Annotated in this window: 16 protein-coding genes; 11 read left to right on the top strand and 5 right to left on the bottom strand. The window is 70.7% G+C overall.

Annotated features, from left to right (window positions below):
* Nucleotides 1–92 precede the first annotated feature (92 nt).
* From OG302_RS17785 to OG302_RS17765, 5 genes are all read left to right on the top strand, one after another.
* Nucleotides 93–1,847, top strand: coding sequence for a protein kinase (locus tag OG302_RS17785; RefSeq protein ID WP_371750152.1), 1,755 nt, complete (start codon nucleotides 93–95; stop codon nucleotides 1,845–1,847).
* Between the two features lie 103 nt (nucleotides 1,848–1,950).
* Nucleotides 1,951–3,576: a protein kinase gene (locus tag OG302_RS17780; RefSeq protein WP_371527710.1), complete on the top strand. Its 1,626-nt coding sequence runs from the start codon at nucleotides 1,951–1,953 to the stop codon at nucleotides 3,574–3,576.
* A gap of 82 nt (nucleotides 3,577–3,658) precedes the next feature.
* A complete protein-coding gene (locus OG302_RS17775) occupies nucleotides 3,659–5,440 on the top strand; it encodes a serine/threonine-protein kinase (protein ID WP_371527709.1) in 1,782 nt (593 codons plus the stop codon).
* A 173-nt stretch (nucleotides 5,441–5,613) separates the two neighbouring features.
* Nucleotides 5,614–7,230 (top strand): succinic semialdehyde dehydrogenase, encoded by a 1,617-nt coding sequence (locus OG302_RS17770; RefSeq protein WP_361837331.1) that lies wholly within the window; start codon nucleotides 5,614–5,616, stop codon nucleotides 7,228–7,230.
* Between the two features lie 74 nt (nucleotides 7,231–7,304).
* Nucleotides 7,305–9,140, top strand: a complete 1,836-nt coding sequence (locus tag OG302_RS17765; RefSeq protein ID WP_371527708.1) for a GMC oxidoreductase — start codon at nucleotides 7,305–7,307, stop codon at nucleotides 9,138–9,140.
* Between the two features lie 154 nt (nucleotides 9,141–9,294).
* Here the strand turns inward: OG302_RS17765 and OG302_RS17760 are convergent, their stop codons facing one another.
* Nucleotides 9,295–10,302, bottom strand: a complete 1,008-nt coding sequence (locus tag OG302_RS17760) for an LPXTG cell wall anchor domain-containing protein (protein WP_371527707.1) — start codon at nucleotides 10,300–10,302, stop codon at nucleotides 9,295–9,297.
* Nucleotides 10,303–10,562: 260 nt separating this feature from the next.
* On the opposite strand from OG302_RS17760, the gene OG302_RS17755 reads away from it, so the two are divergent.
* Nucleotides 10,563–10,988 carry a hypothetical protein gene (locus OG302_RS17755; RefSeq protein ID WP_371527706.1) on the top strand — a complete coding sequence of 142 codons (426 nt, stop codon included), beginning with the start codon at nucleotides 10,563–10,565 and terminating at the stop codon, nucleotides 10,986–10,988.
* A 166-nt stretch (nucleotides 10,989–11,154) separates the two neighbouring features.
* A complete protein-coding gene (locus OG302_RS17750; RefSeq protein WP_371527705.1) occupies nucleotides 11,155–11,964 on the top strand; it encodes a hypothetical protein in 810 nt (269 codons plus the stop codon).
* Between the two features lie 714 nt (nucleotides 11,965–12,678).
* On the opposite strand, the gene OG302_RS17745 is transcribed toward OG302_RS17750, so the two are convergent.
* Nucleotides 12,679–12,966, bottom strand: a complete 288-nt coding sequence (locus OG302_RS17745; protein ID WP_371527704.1) for a chorismate mutase — start codon at nucleotides 12,964–12,966, stop codon at nucleotides 12,679–12,681.
* Between the two features lie 471 nt (nucleotides 12,967–13,437).
* Between OG302_RS17745 and guaA the strand changes: the two genes are divergently transcribed.
* Nucleotides 13,438–15,024, top strand: coding sequence for a glutamine-hydrolyzing GMP synthase (guaA, locus tag OG302_RS17740; protein ID WP_371527703.1), 1,587 nt, complete (start codon nucleotides 13,438–13,440; stop codon nucleotides 15,022–15,024).
* 74 nt (nucleotides 15,025–15,098) lie between these two features.
* Here the strand turns inward: guaA and OG302_RS17735 are convergent, their stop codons facing one another.
* On the bottom strand, nucleotides 15,099–15,578 hold the full coding sequence (locus tag OG302_RS17735; RefSeq protein ID WP_371527702.1) for a pyridoxamine 5'-phosphate oxidase family protein: 480 nt from the start codon (nucleotides 15,576–15,578) through the stop codon (nucleotides 15,099–15,101).
* Between the two features lie 163 nt (nucleotides 15,579–15,741).
* On the opposite strand from OG302_RS17735, the gene OG302_RS17730 reads away from it, so the two are divergent.
* The 3 genes from OG302_RS17730 to OG302_RS17720 all read left to right on the top strand — a co-directional run bounded on the left by OG302_RS17730 (nucleotide 15,742) and on the right by OG302_RS17720 (nucleotide 18,679).
* Nucleotides 15,742–16,527 carry a class II aldolase/adducin family protein gene (locus OG302_RS17730; protein WP_371527701.1) on the top strand — a complete coding sequence of 262 codons (786 nt, stop codon included), beginning with the start codon at nucleotides 15,742–15,744 and terminating at the stop codon, nucleotides 16,525–16,527.
* A gap of 169 nt (nucleotides 16,528–16,696) precedes the next feature.
* Nucleotides 16,697–17,962: a hypothetical protein gene (locus tag OG302_RS17725; RefSeq protein ID WP_371527700.1), complete on the top strand. Its 1,266-nt coding sequence runs from the start codon at nucleotides 16,697–16,699 to the stop codon at nucleotides 17,960–17,962.
* Nucleotides 17,963–18,154: 192 nt separating this feature from the next.
* Nucleotides 18,155–18,679, top strand: coding sequence for a DoxX family protein (locus OG302_RS17720; protein ID WP_371527699.1), 525 nt, complete (start codon nucleotides 18,155–18,157; stop codon nucleotides 18,677–18,679).
* 101 nt (nucleotides 18,680–18,780) lie between these two features.
* On the opposite strand, the gene OG302_RS17715 is transcribed toward OG302_RS17720, so the two are convergent.
* Together OG302_RS17715 and OG302_RS17710 are read right to left on the bottom strand one after the other, a co-directional pair.
* Complete coding sequence (locus OG302_RS17715) at nucleotides 18,781–19,020, bottom strand: hypothetical protein (RefSeq protein ID WP_371527698.1); 240 nt, start codon at nucleotides 19,018–19,020, stop codon at nucleotides 18,781–18,783.
* A complete protein-coding gene (locus OG302_RS17710) occupies nucleotides 19,007–20,344 on the bottom strand; it encodes a PspC domain-containing protein (RefSeq protein WP_371527697.1) in 1,338 nt (445 codons plus the stop codon). The genes OG302_RS17715 and OG302_RS17710 overlap by 14 nt, the downstream gene beginning before the upstream one ends.
* Nucleotides 20,345–20,406: the final 62 nt, after the last annotated feature.

The following is a 20,406-nucleotide window of genomic DNA, read 5'->3' as shown; positions in this document are numbered from 1 at the left end:
GTGAGGTCTCCGAGTACCCCCGGAGGTTCCCCGTGCGCCGGCCGCTCCCTACCCTGGCCATGTCAGAACCAATGCGGGGGATCGTGAATCAGATGCAGGGCCTGCTCCTCGCGGGCCGCTACCGGCTCGGAGAGTCCATCGGCCGCGGTGGCATGGGACGGGTGTGGCGCGCGCGCGATGAGGTGCTGCACCGGACCGTCGCCGTCAAGGAGCTGACGGCTGCGCAGTTCGTGCAGGAGGCGGACCGCGCGATCCTCTTCGCCCGTACGCACGCGGAGGCGCGGGCCGCCGCCCGGATCAACCACCCCGCGGTCGTCACCGTCCACGACGTCCTTGAGTACGACGACCGGCCCTGGATCGTGATGGAGCTGGTCGAGGGGTGTTCGCTCGCCGACGCCGTCAAGGACCAGGGCCGCATCGATCCCTTCGAGGCCGCCCGTATCGGCCTGTGGACCCTGAAGGCCCTGCGCGCCGCGCACGCCGCCGGGGTCCTGCACCGCGACGTCAAGCCCGGCAACGTACTTCTGGCGGACGACCGGCGCATCCTGCTCACCGACTTCGGGATCGCCGCGATCGAGGGGGACACGACGATCACGCGGACCGGCGAGGTCGTCGGCTCCGTCGACTATCTGGCGCCCGAGCGGGTCAGTGGCGCCAACCCCGGGCCCGCGTCCGACCTGTGGGCGCTCGGCGCGACGCTGTACACGGCGGTCGAGGGGAATTCCCCGTTCCGGCGCACGTCCCCGCTGGGCACCATGCAGGCCGTGGTCACGGAGGAGCCCGAGCCGGCCGAGCACGCGGGGGCGCTGGCCCCCGTCATCAGCGCACTCCTCCGCAAGGATCCGAACACCCGGCCGACCGCGGAGGTCGCCGAGTTGATGCTCGCCGAGGCGGTGGAGGGACGTCGGCCGAGCGCGGCGCAGGCGTACGTGCCGACGCAGATCCACCCCACGTCCCAGCAGTCACAGCCACACCCGCAGTCGCAGCCACATGCGCAGTCGCAGGCCCAGCAACAGCACACCCCGCCCCCCGGCCACCACTCCATGGAGCCCGGCACCGCCGTCCCCGGAAATGGGAACGGCAGCATGTACGGAAGCGGGAGCGGCAGCACCTACGGAAGCGGAAGCCGCAGCACTGGCTTCGCCACCGACCCCGCGGCCTCCGGCGCCACCCCCGCCCCGGGCCTCTACCCCCACCACTCCGGCACTGTTGTCCAGGGTGCCCCCCAGCCCCCGTCCCACCCCAAGAAGTCCCGCAAGACGACCGCGATCGTCTCGGTGGTCGCAGCGGCCGTGCTGCTCGGCGGTGGAACCGCGGGCTACCTGTACTACGCGGACCACAACGGCGGTACGCAGAACTCCAGCGACGGAGATCCGGGCAAGACCGTCGGCGGCATCCCCAAGGGCTGGCACCGGGTGAAGGACGCCGAGGGCTTCAGCATCATGCTGCCCAAGGGCTGGGAGCGCGAGGTCGACGGCAGCCAGATCGACTACACCCCGGACTTCGGCCGGCACTTCGTACGTATCAGCATCGACCGCAACACGACGTTCGAGAACCCCTACAGGCATCAGCTCGCGCTGGAGAAGAACCTGCGGACCAAACTTCCCGACTACAAGCGGCTGCAGTTGGACCAGAACACCTTCCGCGACCAGCAGGGCGCCCTCTGGGAGTTCAGCTGGAAGGCGGGGGCGAACGACACCACCAAGGGCCCGCGCCGCGCCATCTCACAGAGCTATATCAGCCGTGACGGCGTCGAGTACGTGATTTACATGTCGTCCCCCGCGGCCGACTGGAAGACGGCACGGCAGCAGTTCGACGCGATCGTCCGGAGCTGGCGAGAGCCCTGAGCCCGACGGTTCCCGGCCGGGGCGGCTGGGGCGAGCGGCCGGAACCAGTCCGCCACACACGCCCGCAGGGTCCGTCCGCACACGTGTGGGGCATGATGGCCGCATGGGGAGCGTGGGGGACAACGCCCGGGTCATAGCTGGCCGTTACCGCCTGGACGCGCGGCTCGGCAGGGGTGGCATGGGCGTGGTCTGGCAGGCCACGGATCAATTCCTCGGCCGCCGGGTCGCCGTCAAGGAACTCGCCCTCGACGACACGCTCTCCGACACCGACTCGACGCAGCAGCGCGAACGGACCCTGCGCGAGGCGCGGGCGGCGGCGCAGCTCCGCCATCCGCACATCATCGTCGTCCACGACGTCGTCGTACAGAGCGACCACCCCTACATCGTCATGGAGTTGATCGAGGGCGGTTCGCTGGCCGGGCGGATCGCGCGGGTGGGTCCGATGGGCGCGCGGGAGGTGGCCCGGATGGGCATAGCCCTGCTGGGCGCGCTGCGTCTCGCGCACGCCGCCGGGGTCCTGCACCGCGACATCAAGCCCGCCAACGTCCTCCTGGAGGAGACGACCGGCCGTGTCGTCCTCACCGACTTCGGGATCGCGCAGGTCAGCGGGGCGACGACGCTCACGGAGACCGGATCGTTCGTGGGCTCTCCCGAATACACCGCGCCCGAGCGGATGTCGGGCGAGCGGACCGGGCCCGAGTCCGACCTCTGGTCGCTCGGCGCGCTCCTCGTCACCGCGATGACCGGTGAGTCGCCCTTCCGCCGGGACTCGATAGGCGGCGTGCTGCACGCCGTCGTCTTCGACGAGATCCGCCCGCCGCCCGCCGCCGCTCCGCTGCTGCCCGTCATCCTCGGCCTCCTCGAACGCGACCCCGACCGACGGCTCGGCACGGTGGAGGCGGAGCGGCTGCTGCGGACGTACGTCGAGACGGGGCGGATGCCGTCGACGCCCGCGGGCCGGGCCGGCGGTCAGCCGTCGGCGCTGCCGGGCGCGGGGCCGGGCGGCTACACACCCACCTACCGTGACCTGCCCACGCGTCCCCCCGGGCAGCCGGCGGGGCCATCCCGTCGCCGTCGCCGGGTCATGCTGATCGCCGCCGCCCTCGTGGCGGCGGTGGCCGGGGCCGGGGTGTCCGCCGCGCTGCTGCTGGGCAGGGACGGCGACGGCACGCCCACGACACCGTCCACGCAGTCCGCGCAGACGAAGACGGTGAGCCCCTCGCCCTCGCCGACCCCGACGGTGACGGTCACGCGCGGCTCCCGCACCCCCAAGCCCTCCACGCCGGAGGCCCCGGAGGGCTACCGCGTGACGGAGGACGACCGGGGCTTCACTCTCGCCGTGCCCGACGGCTTCAGGCGCGAGGTGGACGGGCCCCGCGTCTTCTACAAGTCGTCGGGCGGCACGTTCCGCATAGGCATCAAGGAGTCGGCCCCGGAGCCGGGCGGACCGCTCGCCGTGCAGCGCCGCTCCGACGCCAAGGGGCCGGAGAACAACCCCGGTTACCGGGACGCCGAGGTCACCGAGACGTCGCACAACGGACGGCCCGCCGCACTCTGGCAGTTCAGCTGGGACGGCTTCACGGAGGCGGAGGGCGACCGGCACACGTACGACCTGTGCTGGGAGGAGGGCGGCCGGATGTACGACGTGTGGGTCTCGGCGCCGGTCGGCAGGGCAGCGGAGGGCAGGCGGTACTTCGACACGGCCGTGGACTCGTTCGTACGCCGCTGAGTTCCCGCCCGGCGCACCACCCCTGTCACAAGTCAGTGACCCCAGTGGAACCCGGGGCCTTCGGCAAGGTACTCATGGGGGCATGAGTAATGACGGGGGAGCCTCTTACGGGCCGTACGAACCGACCAGTTTCGGCCTGCAGCCGCCACAGCCGCCGCAGGCCGGTGCGCCTGGGCAAGGGGGGCAGGGCGGTCCGTACGGTCAGGACGCCAACCCGTACGCGCAGGACCCGCAGTCCCCGTACGCCCAGGACCCCCAGTCTCCGTACGCGCAGGACCCGCAGCCGCACCCGCACCCGCAGCCGCTCTCGCCGCACGCCCAGCCCACGCAGGTGGTGCCGAATCAGCCGTCCGAGCCGGATCCGGGCGCGGGCCGGCTGATCGCGGGCCGTTACCGCCTGCTGTCCAAGCTCGGACACGGCGGCATGGGCACGGTCTGGCGCGCGAAGGACGAGACGGTGGACCGCGAGGTCGCCGTCAAGGAACCCCGCATCCCCGACCATCTGCCCGAGCGCGAGCGCACCAACGTCTTCGAGCGGATGCGCCGCGAGGCACGCGCCGCGGCCCGCCTCGACCACCCGGCCGTGGTCAACGTCCACGACGTGGCGGTGGAGGACGGCCAGCCGTGGATCGTCATGGAGCTGGTGCACGGGCGTTCGCTCGGCGCCGCGCTCCAGGAGGGCACCCTGGGCGCCCGCGACGCCGCCCGCATCGGCCTGGAGGTGCTCGGCGCCCTGGACGCCGCCCATCAGGCGGGCATCCTGCACCGTGACGTCAAGCCGGACAACGTGATGCTGGGGCAGCACGACCGTGTCGTCCTCACCGACTTCGGCATCGCCCAGATCGAGGGCGAGACGAACCTGACGGACACGGGCGGCTTCGTCGGTTCGCCCGAGTTCATCGCCCCGGAGCGGGTCCTGGGCCAGCGCCCCGGCCCCGCCTCGGACCTCTGGTCGCTCGGCGTGGTCCTCTACGCCGCGACGGAGGGCGTCTCGCCGTTCCGCCGCAACAACACCCCGGCGACTCTGCAGTCCGTCCTGAACGCGACGCCCGCCGCGCCCGCATCGGCCTCGGGTCCGCTCGCGCAGGCGATCAACGGCCTCCTGATCAAGGAGCCCGGCCAGCGCCCGCGCGCGGCGCAGGTCCGCGCGCTCCTGGAGGAGGCGGCGAGACCGCCGCAGCCGGCGCCGACGCAGGTCGTCACGGTCACGGGAGACGGACGTGGTGACGGGCGCGGCGGCAAGGGCGTCTTCCTGAGCCGCAGGGCGCTGGCCGTCATCGCGGGCGTCGTCGTCGCGGCCGTGGCGGCGGGAGTCCTCGTGGCGCTGAACCCGTTCGGGGGTTCGGACGCGGAGGGCTGGAAGGACCACGAGTCCAAGGTCGTCGCGGCCACGGTCTCCGCGCCCGAGCACTACGTGGAGAGCAAGCCGGAACCCACGGACACGGACAAGACGTGGGTCAGGTACACCGACCCCAGCGGTTCCGTCTTCATCACGCTCGACCTCGCCGAGAAGAAGGACACCTCCGCGGAGATCCTCGGGTCCGCCGAGTCCCAGGCGTACGCCGACATGGAGGACTTCAAGGCGAGCGGCGAGACGGCCTTCAGCCACATGAGCAGCGACCCCGCGCCCCAGGGGAAGACGCAGGGCACCAAGTACAAGGAGCGGGGCGCGGCCGAGAACACGGTGACCTACACCGACTCGGAGTCCGAGCTGCCGCACGAGGCCAAGATCTTCTACTACAAGACCCGCTCCGGGAACATGTACCGGCTGTGGATCGACTACCCGGGCAAGGGCGACTTCACCGAGCGCGGTCGCGAGGTCGCCAAGACCGCGATCGCGAACCTGGAGATCGACGAGCTCTGATCCGCCCGGCCCGGCGACGGGGGCTCGAAAATTCGGGCCCCCGTTGATCAACTCCTGCTAAGCCCCTGATCAGGGGCTTTGCCGCCAGTGATCACTGGCGTTGTGTGTGTACGCGGTGAAAGCTGATTACCGACGGGTACCCAAAACCTTGACCTGGGCTTACGCTCACCTGCATGACGGACTCGCAGGCGACCGCAGCGCCCCTCGGCACGAACCCGATAGCCACCGCCCCCGCAGGCGCGCGCACCGCCGCCGACGTGGTGACTCCCGAGCTCATCGCGCAGCTCACCCGGGATGTGATCGGCTCGGGACGGACCGCCAATCACCAGCCGTTCACCGGTGAGAAGCTGGCGGACCTGCCCGAGTCCACCCCCGAGGACGTCGCCACCGCCTTCGAGCGCGCCCGGGTCGCCCAGGTCGCCTGGGAGCGCACCCCGGTCCGCCGCCGCGCCGCGGTCCTGCTCCGCTTTCACGACCTGGTCCTGCAGCGCCAGGCCGAGGTCCTCGACCTCATCCAGCTGGAGACCGGCAAGGCCCGGCTGCACGCGCACGAGGAACTGCAGGCCGTCGCGCTCGCCGCGCGGCACTACGGCCGCAAGGCCCCCGCGTATCTGAACCCCAAGCGGCACACCGGCGTCGTACCGACCCTCACGAAGGTCACCGAGAACCGGCAGCCGCGCGGTGTCGTCGGCCAGATCGCGCCCTGGAACTACCCCCTCGAGCTGTCCATCGGCGACGCGCTCCCCGCGCTCGTCGCGGGCAACGCGCTGGTGATGAAGCCCGACACGGAGACCTGCCTGACCGCCCTGTGGGCCCGTGACCTCATCATCGAGGCCGGTCTGCCCGCCGAGGTCTTCCAGGTCGTCCTCGGTGACGGACCCGTCGTCGGACCCGAGATCGTCAAGCACGCCGACTACGTCTCCTTCACCGGCTCCACCCGCGTCGGCCGCGAGGTCGCCCAGGGCGCCGCGGGCCGGCTCGTCGGCGTCTCGCTCGAACTCGGCGGCAAGAACGCCATGCTGGTCCTGCACGACGCCGACATCGACAAGGCGGCGGCCGGCGCGGTGCGCGCCTGCTTCTCGTCGGCGGGCCAGCTCTGCATCTCCATCGAGCGGCTGTACGTCCACGAGTCGATCGCCGACACGTTCCTGGAGCGCTTCGCCGCGCGGACGAAGGCGATGCGGCTCGGCCATTCCCTCGCGTACGGCGCGGAGATGGGCTCGCTGGTCGGCGAGCGGCAGCTGGAGACCACCAAGCGGCATGTCGACGAGGCCGTCGCCAAGGGCGCCACGGTGCTCGCGGGCGGCGTCGCCCGGCCCGACATCGGCCCGTACTTCTTCGAGCCGACGATCCTGGACGGCGTCGAGTCCCCGATGGCCGTGTGCGGCGAGGAGACCTTCGGGCCGGTCGTCTCCGTCTACCGCTTCACCGACGAGAACGAAGCTGTCGAGCTTGCCAACTCCACCTCGTACGGACTGAATTCCTCGGTCTGGACGAAGGACGGCAGCCGCGGCCGCAAGATCGCCACCCGCCTGCGCACCGGCACGGTCAACGTGAACGAGGGCTTCGCACCCGCCTACGGCAGTGTGCAGGCACCGATGGGAGGCATGAAGGAATCGGGCCTCGGCCGCCGCCACGGCTCCGAGGGCATCCTGAAGTACACCGAGGCGCAGACCGTCGCGCACCAGCGTCTGATGCCCCTCGCGCCGTCCTTCGGCATGGACGACGAGAAGTACGCGGCGTTCATGAGCCTGAGCCTGAAGGTCATGAAGTCCCTGCGCCTGCGGTAGGCGGGGCCGGCCAGCCATGGGTCCGGGTCCTCAAGAGCCGTTCTCCAGGGGTTAGTTCTCAACGAGGAGAGTCAATGTCACAGGAGAGCTCTGTCCAGAAACAGCCGGACAGTGAGGCGGGCGGCTACGACGACGCGTCGTACGACTACGACGTCATCGTCGTCGGGTCCGGCTTCGGCGGCTCCGTCTCCGCCCTGCGTCTGACGGAGAAGGGCTACCGCGTCGGCGTGCTCGAAGCGGGGCGTCGCTTCACCCGTGAGTCGCTCCCGAAGAACTCCTGGGACCTCAAGAACTACCTCTGGGCACCGGCCCTCGGCCTCTACGGCATCCAGCGCATCCATCTGCTGGGCAACGTGATGGTGCTCGCCGGGGCGGGCGTCGGCGGAGGTTCGCTGAACTACGCGAACACGCTCTACGTGCCCCCCGCGCCGTTCTTCAACGACCCGCAGTGGAAGGACATCACGGACTGGCAGGGCGAGCTCAGCCCCTACTACGAGCAGGCCAAGCGCATGCTCGGGGTGCGGATCAACCCGACCACGACTCCGTCCGACGTCCATCTGAAGGCGACCGCCCAGGCCATGGGAGTGGGCGACAGCTTCCACATGGCACCGGTCGGTGTCTTCTTCGGCGACGAACAGGACGCCTCAGGTACTTCAACGGCCGAGCCGGGCGCGGAAGTTCCCGATCCCTACTTCGGAGGCGCGGGCCCCTCGCGCAAGGCCTGTACCGAGTGCGGCGAGTGCATGACGGGCTGCCGGCACGGCGCGAAGAACACCCTCAACGAGAACTACCTCTACCTGGCGGAGAAGGCGGGCGCCGTCATCCACCCGATGACCTCCGTCGTCAGCCTCACCGAGGACTCGCGGGGCGGGTTCGCCGTCGCCACGCTGCCCACCGACAACAAGCGCAAGGGCAACGGACGTACGTTCACCGCCCGCGAGGTCGTCGTCGCGGCGGGCACCTACGGCACGCAGACGCTCATGCACCGCATGAAGGACACCGGCCTGCTCCCGCGCATCTCGGGGCGGCTCGGCGCGCTGACCCGCACCAACTCCGAGGCCCTGGTCGGCACGCAGACCACCGACCGCCGCTATCGCAAGCGGCACGGCGTGGAGAAGGTGGACTTCACCAAGGGCGTCGCGATCACCTCGTCGATCCACCCGAACGCCTCCACGCACATCGAGCCGGTCCGCTACGGCAAGAAGTCCAACGCGATGGGCGGCCTGACGATCCTGCAGGTGCCGTACAGCATCAAGGGCGGCAAGGCGCGTGTCGCCGGATGGCTCGGCAACGTGGCCAGGCATCCCTGGCTGATGGCCCGTTCGCTCTCCAACCGGCACTGGTCGGAGCGGACCATCATCGGCCTGGTCATGCAGACTCTCGACAACTCGCTGACCACGTACCGCAAGGAGAAGGGCATCGGCAAGGGCCTGCTGACCGCCCGGCAGGGCCACGGCGCGCCCAACCCGACGCAGATCCCCGAGGCCACCGAGGCCGCGACGCTGCTCGCCAAGGAGATCAACGGCTTCGCCGGATCGAACATCGGCGAGCTGATGGGCACCCCGCTGACCGCGCACTTCCTCGGCGGCTGCCCGATCGGCGACTCCGCCGACACCGGGGTCATCGACCCCTACCACCGCCTCTACGGCCATCCCGGCATCTCGATCGTCGACGGCGCCGCGGTCTCCGCGAACCTGGGCGTGAACCCCTCGCTGACGATCACCGCGCAGGCCGAGCGCGCGATGTCGTTCTGGCCCAACAAGGGTGCCGAGGACACACGTCCCGCACAGGGCGGGCAGTACGTGCGTCTCGCCGCCGTCGAACCGAAGTCCCCTGCGGTACCGGCGGACGCGTTCGGCGCCCTGAAGCTGCCCTTCCTGGGGATGCCCGCGATGCCTGCGAAGAAGTAGCGGCGCCTGCCGAGAACCAGTGGCCCGGCGGCAACGGAAGCCGCGTACGCGAAAGGACCTGCACCCCCCTCCGAGCGCAGGTCCTTTCGCGTGCTTCAGGTGCCGCTGAGCGGCGTGCCGTCGGCAGGCGTGCTGCCGTTACCGGCGTACGTGCTTACGCGGTGGCGTCGGCCTTCTTGCGGCGGACGACGAAGACCGCACCCGCACCGGCGATGACGGCGACGCCGCCGACGAGGCCGATGGTCGGCAGCACGGAGCTGGAGCCGGTCTCGGCGAGGCTGCCGGTGACCGGGATCTCCTGGGCGCCGCCCTGGGGCGTCTTGCCACCGGAGGGCTTCTTGCCGCCCTCGTTCTCGTCGGCCTCGCCCGGGTTCTCGTTGTCGCTGCCCGGCTTCAGGACCGTGAACTCGTACATGGAGAACGAGCTGCGCACGCAGTTCTCCTCGGAGTCCAGGTAGCCGCCGAGGCCGAGCGCGTAGCCGTCACCGGCCGGGGCCTTGGCGCTGACGTTGAGGCGCAGCTTGATGTCGACCTTCTCCTTGGCGCCCAGCGGGGTGGAGCCGAAGTAGAAGCCGCCGGAGACCTCGTCCGAGATGGACTCCCAGGCCTTGGAGTCGGGGTTGAAGTACTGGATCTGCGCGTAGTTGGCGAGCCAGTCCTTCTCCTTCTCGCTCTCCGTGTAGTTGTCCACCAGGGCGAGCCACTGGACCTCGCCGAGGTCCTCGTCGCTCGGGTTCGAGGCGGTCAGCTTGAACTGGTGCCAGCCGCTGCCCGCGACGATCTTGCCCGGCAGGCCCGAGAGGCCGATCTCCAGCTTCGAGTCGGCGTCCTCGCCGTCCTCGTCGACCGGGCAGTCCGTGGGCTCCTCGGTCGGCTCTTCGGTCGGCTCCGCCGTCTTCGTGGGCTCCGCCGTCTTGGTGGGCTCGGTCGGCGCGGGGGTGGTCGGCTTGGTGGCCGTCGGGGTGGGCGTCGCCGTCTCGGTCGGCTTCTCGGTCGGCTTCTCGGTCGGGGTCTCCGTCGCGGGAGGCGTGGCCGACTCGGTGGCCGTCGTGGTCGGGGTCGGGGTGCCGTCGGTCGCGAACGCGGCGGGAGCCGACAGCAGTGCGATCGGGGCTATGGCAGCGGTCGCGGCCGCGGCGGCCATGACACGTCGAAGCTTCATGAAGACCTCAGGGAGTCCGGCGTATCACCCGGTGAGCGATACGGAGGTGGAGGCCTCCGCGGTGGGGACGCGGGTGTGGCCGTTGTTACGCATGCATGACCTGCGTCGCCTGTGAATGGTTGTCCTCGAACTCACAGAATTCTTATGTGGCTTGGATCACACAGCTTGTGCGGGTGTTGGGGGTTGCCGTAGAAATTCCTCCGCTCGACGGCGATCCGCCGAGGGGCAAGGGGTGGCAGGACGAAGCGCGAGGGGGCGGCGTGGCGGAGAAGGACGAGATACCGGACGGGGCAGTGGACGGCGCGGCGGGCGGGATGCCGGACGACGTGTGGGAGCGGTTCGAGCGCGACAGTCTGCGCGACATCCGTGCGTCGGCGCCGAAGGAGCCGTCCGCGCGGGCGCGCATGGTGGCCGAACGGCTGCGGCGCCTCGACGAGGAGGCGGCCCGTCGGCAGGCCGCGGACTCCAGGGCGTTGGGCCGCCGGCGCAGGAAGCGCAAGGCGGCGCGGGGGGAGGGGGCCGCCGGGGCGTGGCGGCCGGACGAGTGGCGCGCCGCGCCGACCGGGCCGCGGCGCGGAGCGCGTTCGGAGCGCAGCCGACGGGTGTGGAGCGTGGTGATCGTGGTGGGCGGCATGGCGCTGGCGATCGTGCTCCTGAGCCCGTTCCGGTTCTGGATGTGGCAGTAGTCATGGCAGCGGTCCTGGTGGTGGCCCTGGCAGTGGTCGGGGTGGGAACCGTGCGTAACGATCTTCCGTCGTAGGAGTTGATGGAGGCGACGGATTCGTAGGGCGGGTGCGGGTGACGCCCGCGGTGCTCGGTGCGCGTTGCGCACGAAAGTGGGGGAACGGGAACATGAAGTCAGCTGTGTCGCGGGGCGTGGTGGCCGTTTCGACCGTGGCGGTGCTCGGCCTGATGGCGGCGTGCAGCGAAAGCGGCAGCGACGGTGGCGGCAAGGGTGAGGGCGATGGCGCCGCGGGCGGGAAGCCGTCGCAGTCGGCCCCGGCGGACGCGTCTTCTGCCACGGCGAAGCTGGAGAAGGCGGCTCTCGCCTCGGGTGACGTGAAGAAGTACAAGGTCGAGGCTACGAAGGGGTCCGCGGCGCCGGAGGGCAAGGCGACGCCTCCCGCCGGGCGTGTGAACCCGGCCGAGTGCCGCCCGCTGTCCGAGATGCTCACGGCCGCCGCCCCGCCGAAGTCGAAGGCTCACGTCAGCCGCTCGCTGAGCAGCACTGACACCGCGGACACCACGACGACCGAGGTCGTGCTGCTCGCGTACGGCCGGGCCGACGCCGAGAAGGCCATGGACACCCTGCGCACGGCGACGAAGTCGAAGAAGTGCGCCATGTTCAGGGATGGCGGCCACCGGTACTTCGGCGTCAGGCCGCAGCCCGGGCCGGTCGGTGGCGACGAGGCCGTCTCGTACAAGCTCGCGAGCCGTGCCGGTGAGTTCCTGGACCGGGACCGCGTCACGGTCGTACGCAGCGGCTCGACGCTGATCGCTTTCCGCGCCTCGAACGTCTTCGACCCGGAGTCGGTCAAGGCCGACGAGGAGAGTGAGGCCGCCGGGATGCCCGAGAAGTTCCGTGACGGGGCGACGGGCGACCCGAAGGTGGCCGACGCGATCGTCGACGCGCAGCTCGCGAAGCTGGCGAGGGTGAAGTAGAGGCCTCCTCTGCGGAGAGGGATCTCTGGACGGCGGCGAAGCGAAGAGCCCCGCGGGACGGATCCGCGGGGCCCTTGGCCGTCAGCACCGACGTCAGGGCAGCGTCGGTGCCACGGAGCGGCGCCGGGGGAGTGCGCCGCGGGTCTGAGGGCGCTGGTGTGGCCTACCCGGCGCACGAGGGGCGCACGAGTGGTCTCGACCAATGGCAATGAAGTTGTGCAGTGCCGTACGTGCGGCCTGTCCTGCTAGGCATCGTGCTGGATGCGCCGTGACCCGCGCAACCGGTTCGACATGATCCGGACGAACTGGGACAGCTGGGTCTGTATGCGGGTACGGGAGAGGCTGAAGGCTGAGGCGCCTGGGGACGGGGGGACGGTTGGGACAGGCACTCGGGGGACATCGGGGTGACGTTTGGGGTGACGTCGGAGGGACGGAGGCCGGTCGGCTCCGGGCGTCCCCGAAGCCGACCGTTCCCTGGGTGACCGGGCTGCTGTCCCCTGCCGTCCGGTCACGTCTCTGGAGCGAGGTCCCACGGCGCACACCAGGTGTGCGCCTCATCGCTCCAGCGGAGCCACGCGTGGTTTTTCCGTGCCCGCCCCTGGCTGGCACGGACATCGGGACCAACGAAGTCCCTCCGGGCCCGGTCACGCGCCGTACGGGTGAGAGCGGACCCGAACTCAGGTCCGGTGCGGCCCGGGGCGCGTCGGGAGGCGCTCAGACCCGGCCCCTGCACAGTTCGAGGAGCGTCATCGCGAGCGACGTGCCGGGCTTGCCGAGCGCGTCCCTGTAGTGCGCGAGGACCTCCATCTCGCGCGAGAGATTGACGCGGCGCCCGCCCGAACTGATCCGGGCCTCCTGGATGACGGCCGACACGGCCATCCGTTCCTGTACGAGACCGATGATGCGGTCGTCGAGTGCGTCGATGCGGTCACGTGCGCCCTCGATCACGTCGGCGGCCTCGGGGGTGCGGGCGCCGGTCTTGTCGGTCGTGGCGATGGTCATCTGGGGCTCCTCGTCGGATGGATCTCGGTGATCCCGTAGATCGCGGGATCTCGGTGGAGTGCCCCGGAGCGGCAAGGCCCGGAAATGACAGAACGCCCCGGGCCTTGTCGGCCCGGGGCGCCTGGGAAGTCGCTTGTCAGTGGATCAAGCAGCTCGACCATGGCAGCCGGCGGGCCGGTTGCCATAGGTAAAGAGGAAGCTGAGGTGCTTGGTCACGAGGCCAGTATGCCCCCACACGCGCTTCCCTGGTCAACACGGGTTCCGTGGCTGCTCGGATGCTGAGACGTCCCGCGTCGCCGGGTGCGCGGGGCATGACCCCGCCGTGCGGGGAGGCGCGGGGAGCGGGCCTCCGTCGGATGCGACGAAGGCGGTGGCCGCGAGCCCGTTAGAATCGACAAATACAGACCCCCTGCTCACGCACGAGCCCCAGCTCACGCTCAAGCTCACGCTCAACGCCGGAAGGCCGCCGCCGTGCCATCAGCGTCCCCCGCTGCCGCCGCCCCCGACACCGTTCTGGTCGTCGACTTCGGAGCGCAGTACGCCCAGCTCATCGCCCGCCGCGTCCGCGAGGCCCGGGTCTACAGCGAGATCGTGCCGAGCACCATGCCGGTCTCCGAGATGCTCGCGAAGAACCCCGCCGCGATCATCCTCTCCGGCGGCCCCTCGTCGGTGTACGCGGACGAGGCACCGCGCCTGGACCGCGCGCTCTTCGAGGCCGGCGTCCCCGTCTTCGGCATGTGCTACGGCTTCCAGCTGATGGCGACGACCCTCGGCGGCACCGTCGACAACACGGGCGCCCGTGAGTACGGACGCACGCCCCTGCACGTCTCCAAGTCCGGATCGACGCTCTTCGAGGGCACCCCGGACGAGCAGTCCGTGTGGATGTCGCACGGCGACGCGTGCAGCGCGGCGCCCGAGGGCTTCACCGTCACCGCGTCCACGGACGTCGTGCCGGTCGCGGCCTTCGAGGACGACGAGAAGAAGCTGTACGGCGTGCAGTACCACCCCGAGGTCATGCACTCCACGCACGGCCAGCAGGTGCTCGAGCACTTCCTCTACCGGGGCGCGGGCCTGAAGCCCGACTGGACCACCGGCAACATCGTCGAGGAGCAGATCGCCGCGATCCGCGAGCAGGTCGGCAACAAGCGCGCGATCTGCGGCCTGTCCGGCGGCGTCGACTCCGCCGTGGCCGCCGCCCTCGTGCAGAAGGCGATCGGTTCGCAGCTGACCTGCGTGTACGTCGACCACGGTCTGATGCGCAAGGGTGAGACCGAGCAGGTCGAGAAGGACTTCGTCGCGGCCACGGGCGTGCAGCTCAAGGTCGTCGACGCGCAGGAGCGCTTCCTGAGCGCCCTGGCCGGGGTCTCCGACCCCGAGCAGAAGCGGAAGATCATCGGTCGCGAGTTCATCCGCGTCTTCGAGCAGGCCCAGGCGGAGATCGTCGCCGAGGCGCCCGGCGACCAGCCCGTCGAGTTCCTGGTCCAGGGCACCCTCTACCCGGACGTCGTCGAGTCCGGCGGCGGCTCCGGCACCGCGAACATCAAGTCCCACCACAACGTGGGCGGCCTCCCCGAGGACCTCGAGTTCCAGCTGATCGAGCCGCTGCGCCAGCTCTTCAAGGACGAGGTGCGGATGGTCGGACAGGAGCTCGGCCTGCCGGACGAGATCGTCCAGCGCCAGCCCTTCCCGGGCCCCGGCCTCGGCATCCGCATCGTCGGCGACGTCACCAAGGAGCGTCTCGACCTGCTCCGTGAGGCCGATGCGATCGCCCGTGAGGAGCTGACCGCGGCCGGTCTCGACCGTGAGATCTGGCAGTGCCCCGTGGTGCTGCTCGCGGACGTGCGCAGCGTGGGCGTGCAGGGCGACGGCCGGACCTACGGCCACCCGATCGTGCTGCGGCCCGTCTCGTCCGAGGACGCCATGACCGCCGACTGGTCGCGTCTTCCGTACGAGGTCCTGGCGAAGATCTCGACGCGCATCACGAACGAGGTCGCCGACGTCAACCGCGTCGTCCTCGACGTGACGAGCAAGCCGCCGGGCACCATCGAGTGGGAGTAGTCCTCCCGGCGGGAGCCATCCCGCAGCCCTGAGACGGCGCCGTCCACCGAGGTGGGCGGCGCCGTTCGCCTACGTCAGGTCCGCCTGGTCGTCCGCGCCGGCGCGCCCGGCTTCCACAGCTGCACCGCCAGATACTTCTCGTCCTCGATGTACGTCCGGACCACCTCCGTCAGCTCCGTGCGGAAGAGGTGGAACGCGGCCGGGTCCGGCGGGTCCACCTCGCCCACGTACCGCGCGATGACCTCGGGATCCTCCACCTCGATCGCCCGCCCGGAGATCCGGATGTCGCCGCCGGCCATCTCCGTGCCCGGTCCGGGGTTCGCCTGGACCGAGAAGCGCGGATCGCGGCGCAGGTCGAGCGCTTTCATCGAGTTCGGCATCATGCCGAGCCAGAACTCCCCGTGCAGGAAACGGACTTCGAGCCCGGTCGTGCGGGGTGACCCGTCCTTGCGGAGTGTGGCGAGGACGTGGTGCGTGAACAGGCCGAACCGCTCCTCCGCGGTCCGAGCGAAGGCGGGTTCCGCTGCGCTGAAGACTGCCCAGTTCGTCGTCATACGGCGAGTGTCCCGCCGATACCCGACACCTCCTGTCCTGTATGGCGCTCCGGTCCGGGCCCGGCTTCGCGCCCCGATTGCGCACTCTCTTCACAGGCAGCCCCTGTCTTCCTGCGCTGACCGGCGGTAACTTCCGCTCCGTACAGCCAGGGATGGAGGACACATGCAGGCGCCCACACCGATACCCGTCGAACGGTTGCAGTTCGCGATGCCGCCGGTGCACGACTCTTTGGCGGACGAACGGCGGTACCGCAAAGAACGGCTCGCCGGGGCGCTGCGGATCTTCGGGCGGCTCGGATACGAGGACGGGGTGTCCGGGCACATCACCGCGCGGGACCCGGAGCACGAGGACTGTTTCTGGGTGAACCCCTTCGGGATGCCCTTCAAGCACGTCACCGTGGGCGATCTGGTCCTCGCCAACGCGGAGGGGCAGGTCGTCGAGGGCCGCCATCACGTGAACCAGGCCGCCTTCACCGTCCACGCGCAGGCGCACCTGGCGCGGCCCGACGTCGTCGCCGTCGCGCACTGCCACTCGCTGCACGGCCGCGCCCTGTCCACACTCGGCGAACTCCTCGACCCGATCACCCAGGAGTCCTGCGCCTTCTACGAGAGCCATGCGCTGTACGACGGCTACACGGGTGTCGTCGTGGACTCGGACGAGGGCCGGCGGATCGCCACCGCGCTCGGCGACCACAAGGCCGTCATCCTCCGCAACCACGGGCTGCTCACCGTCGGCGACTCCGTCGACGCCGCCGCCTGGTGGTTTCTCACGATGGAGCGCTCCTGCCAGGTCCAGCTGAGCGCGCGGGCCGCGGGCCGCCCGATCCTCATCGGCCACAAGCAGGCGGTGGCGACGCGCGAGCAACTCGGCAGCGATCTCGTCGCGTGGATCAACTACCAGTCCATGTGGCAGGACATCAGCCGCAGCGAACCGGATCTCCTTGCGTGAGCCCGACTCCGAGCCGTCAGCCCCCGCCGTCAACATGCGTACGGGTAAACCACCCCCGCTGACCTGACCCGGGGGACCTGATCGTCTTCCAGTACGGCACAATCCCCTTTCATCGCAAGGAAGTTCACGTTTCGGTGCTCGAACGAGGGCGGGGAAGGCGGCGTACGCGGTGGCGGTGCAGGAGGCGCGCGACGGCGCACATGGGGGCGGCTGCACTTGTGGTGGCTGCCCGCACGGTGCGCGCGAGGGGCATAGACGTGCCGTGGCCGCATTCCTCGCCAAGCGCGACGAGCTGGCGGCCGGACAGGGGCTGCCCGCCGCGGTCGCCCACTCGGCGGGCGCTTCCCGGCAGTGGGTGTCGGACGAGCTGACCCAGTCCGCTCGCGCCGTCGCCGAACGCGGCCGGGCCGACGGCGAGGCCTGGCTCGGCCGGCTCTGGCGCCGCACGGCCGCCGTGGTCTGGGTGGCCGTGGGCGTCCTTCTCCTGGTCCAGGCGCTCACCGCGATCGGCACCGGGTGGACCCTCGCCCGGACCGCAGGGCTGCTCGCGGCCGTGATCGTCGGCGGCCTGTTGACCGGCGCCGGATACGTGCACCGGGCGCGCGGCGGCATCTTCGCGCCGCTGATCGGGGAGGACAACCGCCTCTCCACCTCCCGCGCGGTGGCCGCTTGTTGGGTCCTCCTCGTCGTCTTCGCCGTGCTCGTCCTCGTCGGCCAGCTCGCCGGGGTCTCGGGACACCGCGAGCGGGACGAACTGATCGCCGGGCTCGACCTCGCCCGCGCCGCCGGCGCCGTGACGGTCCTCGCGGTGGCCTGCGCGGTCGCCGTGCTCGTACGCCGCGTGGTCGGCCTGCGCGTCCTCGGACAGCGGCTGCAGAAGGTGCCCGCCGACCGGCCTCGGGCCGCCGACCTGCTCACCGACGACGCGGGCCGCGGCAGCTTCGCGGACGCGCAGTACGTCCTGGTCAGCGCCGTCGCCATGGTCTTCGCCGCCGTACGCCTCGCGCGGCGTCCCGAGCAGCTGCCCGACCTGCCGTGGGGTCTTGCCCTCCTCGTCCTGGTGTCGGCGGCGACGTACCTCGCCGGCAAGTACGCCGAGGGCGGCCGACCGGTGATCCTCTCCGTGGTGCGCGCCCGAGAGGCGGGTGATCTCGACGCCCCCATCCGCACGGGTGACGACATCGAGATCCGCGGCGCCGGATTCGTGCCCCCCGGCGCGCAGACCGCCGACCGTCTCGCCCGGATGGTCGTTCGCATCGGAACCGTGCACGTCCATGTGCCGCTCGTTCCCGTGCCGGGCGGGTTCACCAACCCGTCCGACGCTGCCCTGACCGTCCCCGTCCCGGTCGACGTGGAGCCGGGGCGCGTCGACGTCCAGGTGATCACGGCCGCGGGCGTGGAGACGAACCGCTGCACGATCGACGTCACGGACTGAGCGATGAACCGAGCAATGAACCGGAAGACGAACCAGGCCATGGACCGGCCGACGGACTGAGTGCCCCGGCCCGGCTTCGGGTCGGGCCTCGCGAATTCGGTGCAAGCCACTGAGCAGGGCCCCCTCTTCGTACGTATCGTCAGATGACGGGTAACCGGGCGACGCGGGTCAACGGGAGAGGCGGCGAGAGCGATGGCTCACGGCATGCGTACCGACAGCCACACCAGCTACGTCAGAAGCAGCGGCTGGCGGGAGAGCGCTTCCCGCTACGCCCTGCTCCCGCTCCGGATCTTCCTCGGCGTCACCTTCATCTACGCGGGCCTGGACAAGCTCACCGACAGCGCCTTCATGTCGGCCAGCGGGGCTGGTTCCATCGGCGAGATGATGGAAGGCGTCCGAGACATCTCCGCCATCCCGGCCCTCGTCGACCTCTCCCTCAAAAGCCCCGTCGGCTTTGGCTATGCCATTGCCCTCGGTGAGCTGGCCGTCGGCATCGGCACCCTCGTCGGCCTGTTCGCCCGCATCGCCGCGCTCGGCGGCGCGCTGATCTCGCTCAGCCTCTGGCTGACCGTGAGCTGGTCCACCGAGCCCTACTACTACGGCAACGACCTGGCCTACCTGATGGCCTGGCTCCCGCTGATCCTCGCGGGGGCGTCCATCCTCTCGGTCGACGCCATGATCGCGACCCGGCGCAGGCACACGTCCGGACTCGGCTGACCGCCGACTGCCGACTGCCGACTGCTGGCCGCAGCTCTCTGACCTCTGGCCCCTTACCTCTGACTGCCGACCGGGCCCGGTGAGCCCTGCTGGGGCGGTGGCTAGGCGTCCGTGGAGTCATCGGCCGAGCGGCCCGCCGCGCGGGCGGCGGGCCGGCCGCGTATGCCGTGGGACACCGCTGCCGCCGCGCCCCCGAGCAGCAGACCCGCCAGCAGGAGCGGGAAGGCCACGAACCATGGCGTGTCCCAGATGCCGCCCGCGTCGCCCGCGTAGGCGATGGCCGCTATCAGCAGGAACAGGCCCAGGACCAGCTTGCCGGGATGGAACTCATGACGTAGCACGGGCCACCTCCACCTGTCCGATGCCCACTTCGACGTGCAGTTCGAGCATGCCGCCGTCCTTGCTGCCCGCGACCGGGTCCAGCGTCACCGACTCCTCCTTGCCCGGAGCGATGTCCACGTCTCCCTTGTGGTCGTCCGGCAACTGGATGTCGCCGACGCCCACTTCGATGTGCAGCTTCACCGTGCTTTCGTTCGGAACGATCACCTTCAGCTGCCCCGCTCCCACCTCGGCACCGGTGCTCAGGGTCTGCCCCTTGCCGGGGTCGGCACGGGTCAGATCGAGTGTGCCGACGCCCGTCCCCATCTCATACCTGGGCTGGACCTGCTCCACCGCTGTCGGCTTCCACTGCGTCTCCGACCAGCTGGTGCTGATGTCCTTGGGCAGTGCGGCCGCACCGGCGAGCAGCGCTGCCGTGATCACCGCGAACACGATCGATCCCACACCCGTGCGCCCGAGGAAGGCACTGAGGGCGATGCCGATGCCGAACACACCGAGCGCGAGCGCGAGGCCGGTCTGCAGGCTGGTGCCGAGCGACTGCTCCTCCCACGTGAGGACGATGCCCAGAGCGCCGGCGAGCACCGCTCCCAGGAAGACGGAACCGCCGATCCACCGCGGACCCTGCGGCTTGGGCCGGGGAGCCGCCTCGGGGGCACGCGGCCGGGGCCGCCCGTGCGGCGGATCGGGCTGATACTCGACGGCTACTCCCTCGGGCCCCCAGAAATAGCCCGAGATCCCGTCGTGCGTGCCGTCCTTGACGATCGGGTCCCGCCACCACGAAGGGGCGCCGGCCACCGGCGGCGCCTTCGCCTCGGGCGGGGCGTCCGCCACGGCCTGTGCAGCCACCGGGTCGGGGTCGGTCGTGCCGCGCTGCTGCGACCAGTACCCGGCGCCCGCGAGGAGCAGCGCGAGGACGGCCGCGAAGGCCAGCGCACCGCCGTTGTTCAGCAGGGAGAGGAAGACACCGCAGCCGACGAGCGCGAAAAGCACGGCCGTCAGCGCCTGGCCGTCCACTCGGCCGGAGAGGAGCCTGCGCGCCTCGTTCTCCTCCTCGTCCTCGAACGGAACGAAGAGCCACGCGAAGCCATAGAAGACAAGGCCGAGGCCACTGGTGACAGAGAGGAGCGCGAGCCCGATCCGGAAGATCACCGGATCCATGTCGCAGTGCTGACCGAGCCCCGCGCACACGCCGCCCAGCTTCTTGTGCCGACGGTCGCGGCGGAAGGTCCGCACGACCATCGGCCCGCCCGGCTCCTGCGCCGTGGCGGAATGTGGATCGCGCGGCGCGGCCTGCGGGCCCGTCCCGGCGGGCTGCTCGTCTGTCATGTGTCCATGGTGACGGGCCGGAGGCCGCCGCGGCAGTCGGGACAACCCTGGCCGAACCCTGA

The organism is Streptomyces sp. NBC_01283 (assembly GCF_041435335.1).
Taxonomy (GTDB): domain Bacteria; phylum Actinomycetota; class Actinomycetes; order Streptomycetales; family Streptomycetaceae; genus Streptomyces.
This window is presented reverse-complemented; position numbering and strand designations above follow the sequence as displayed.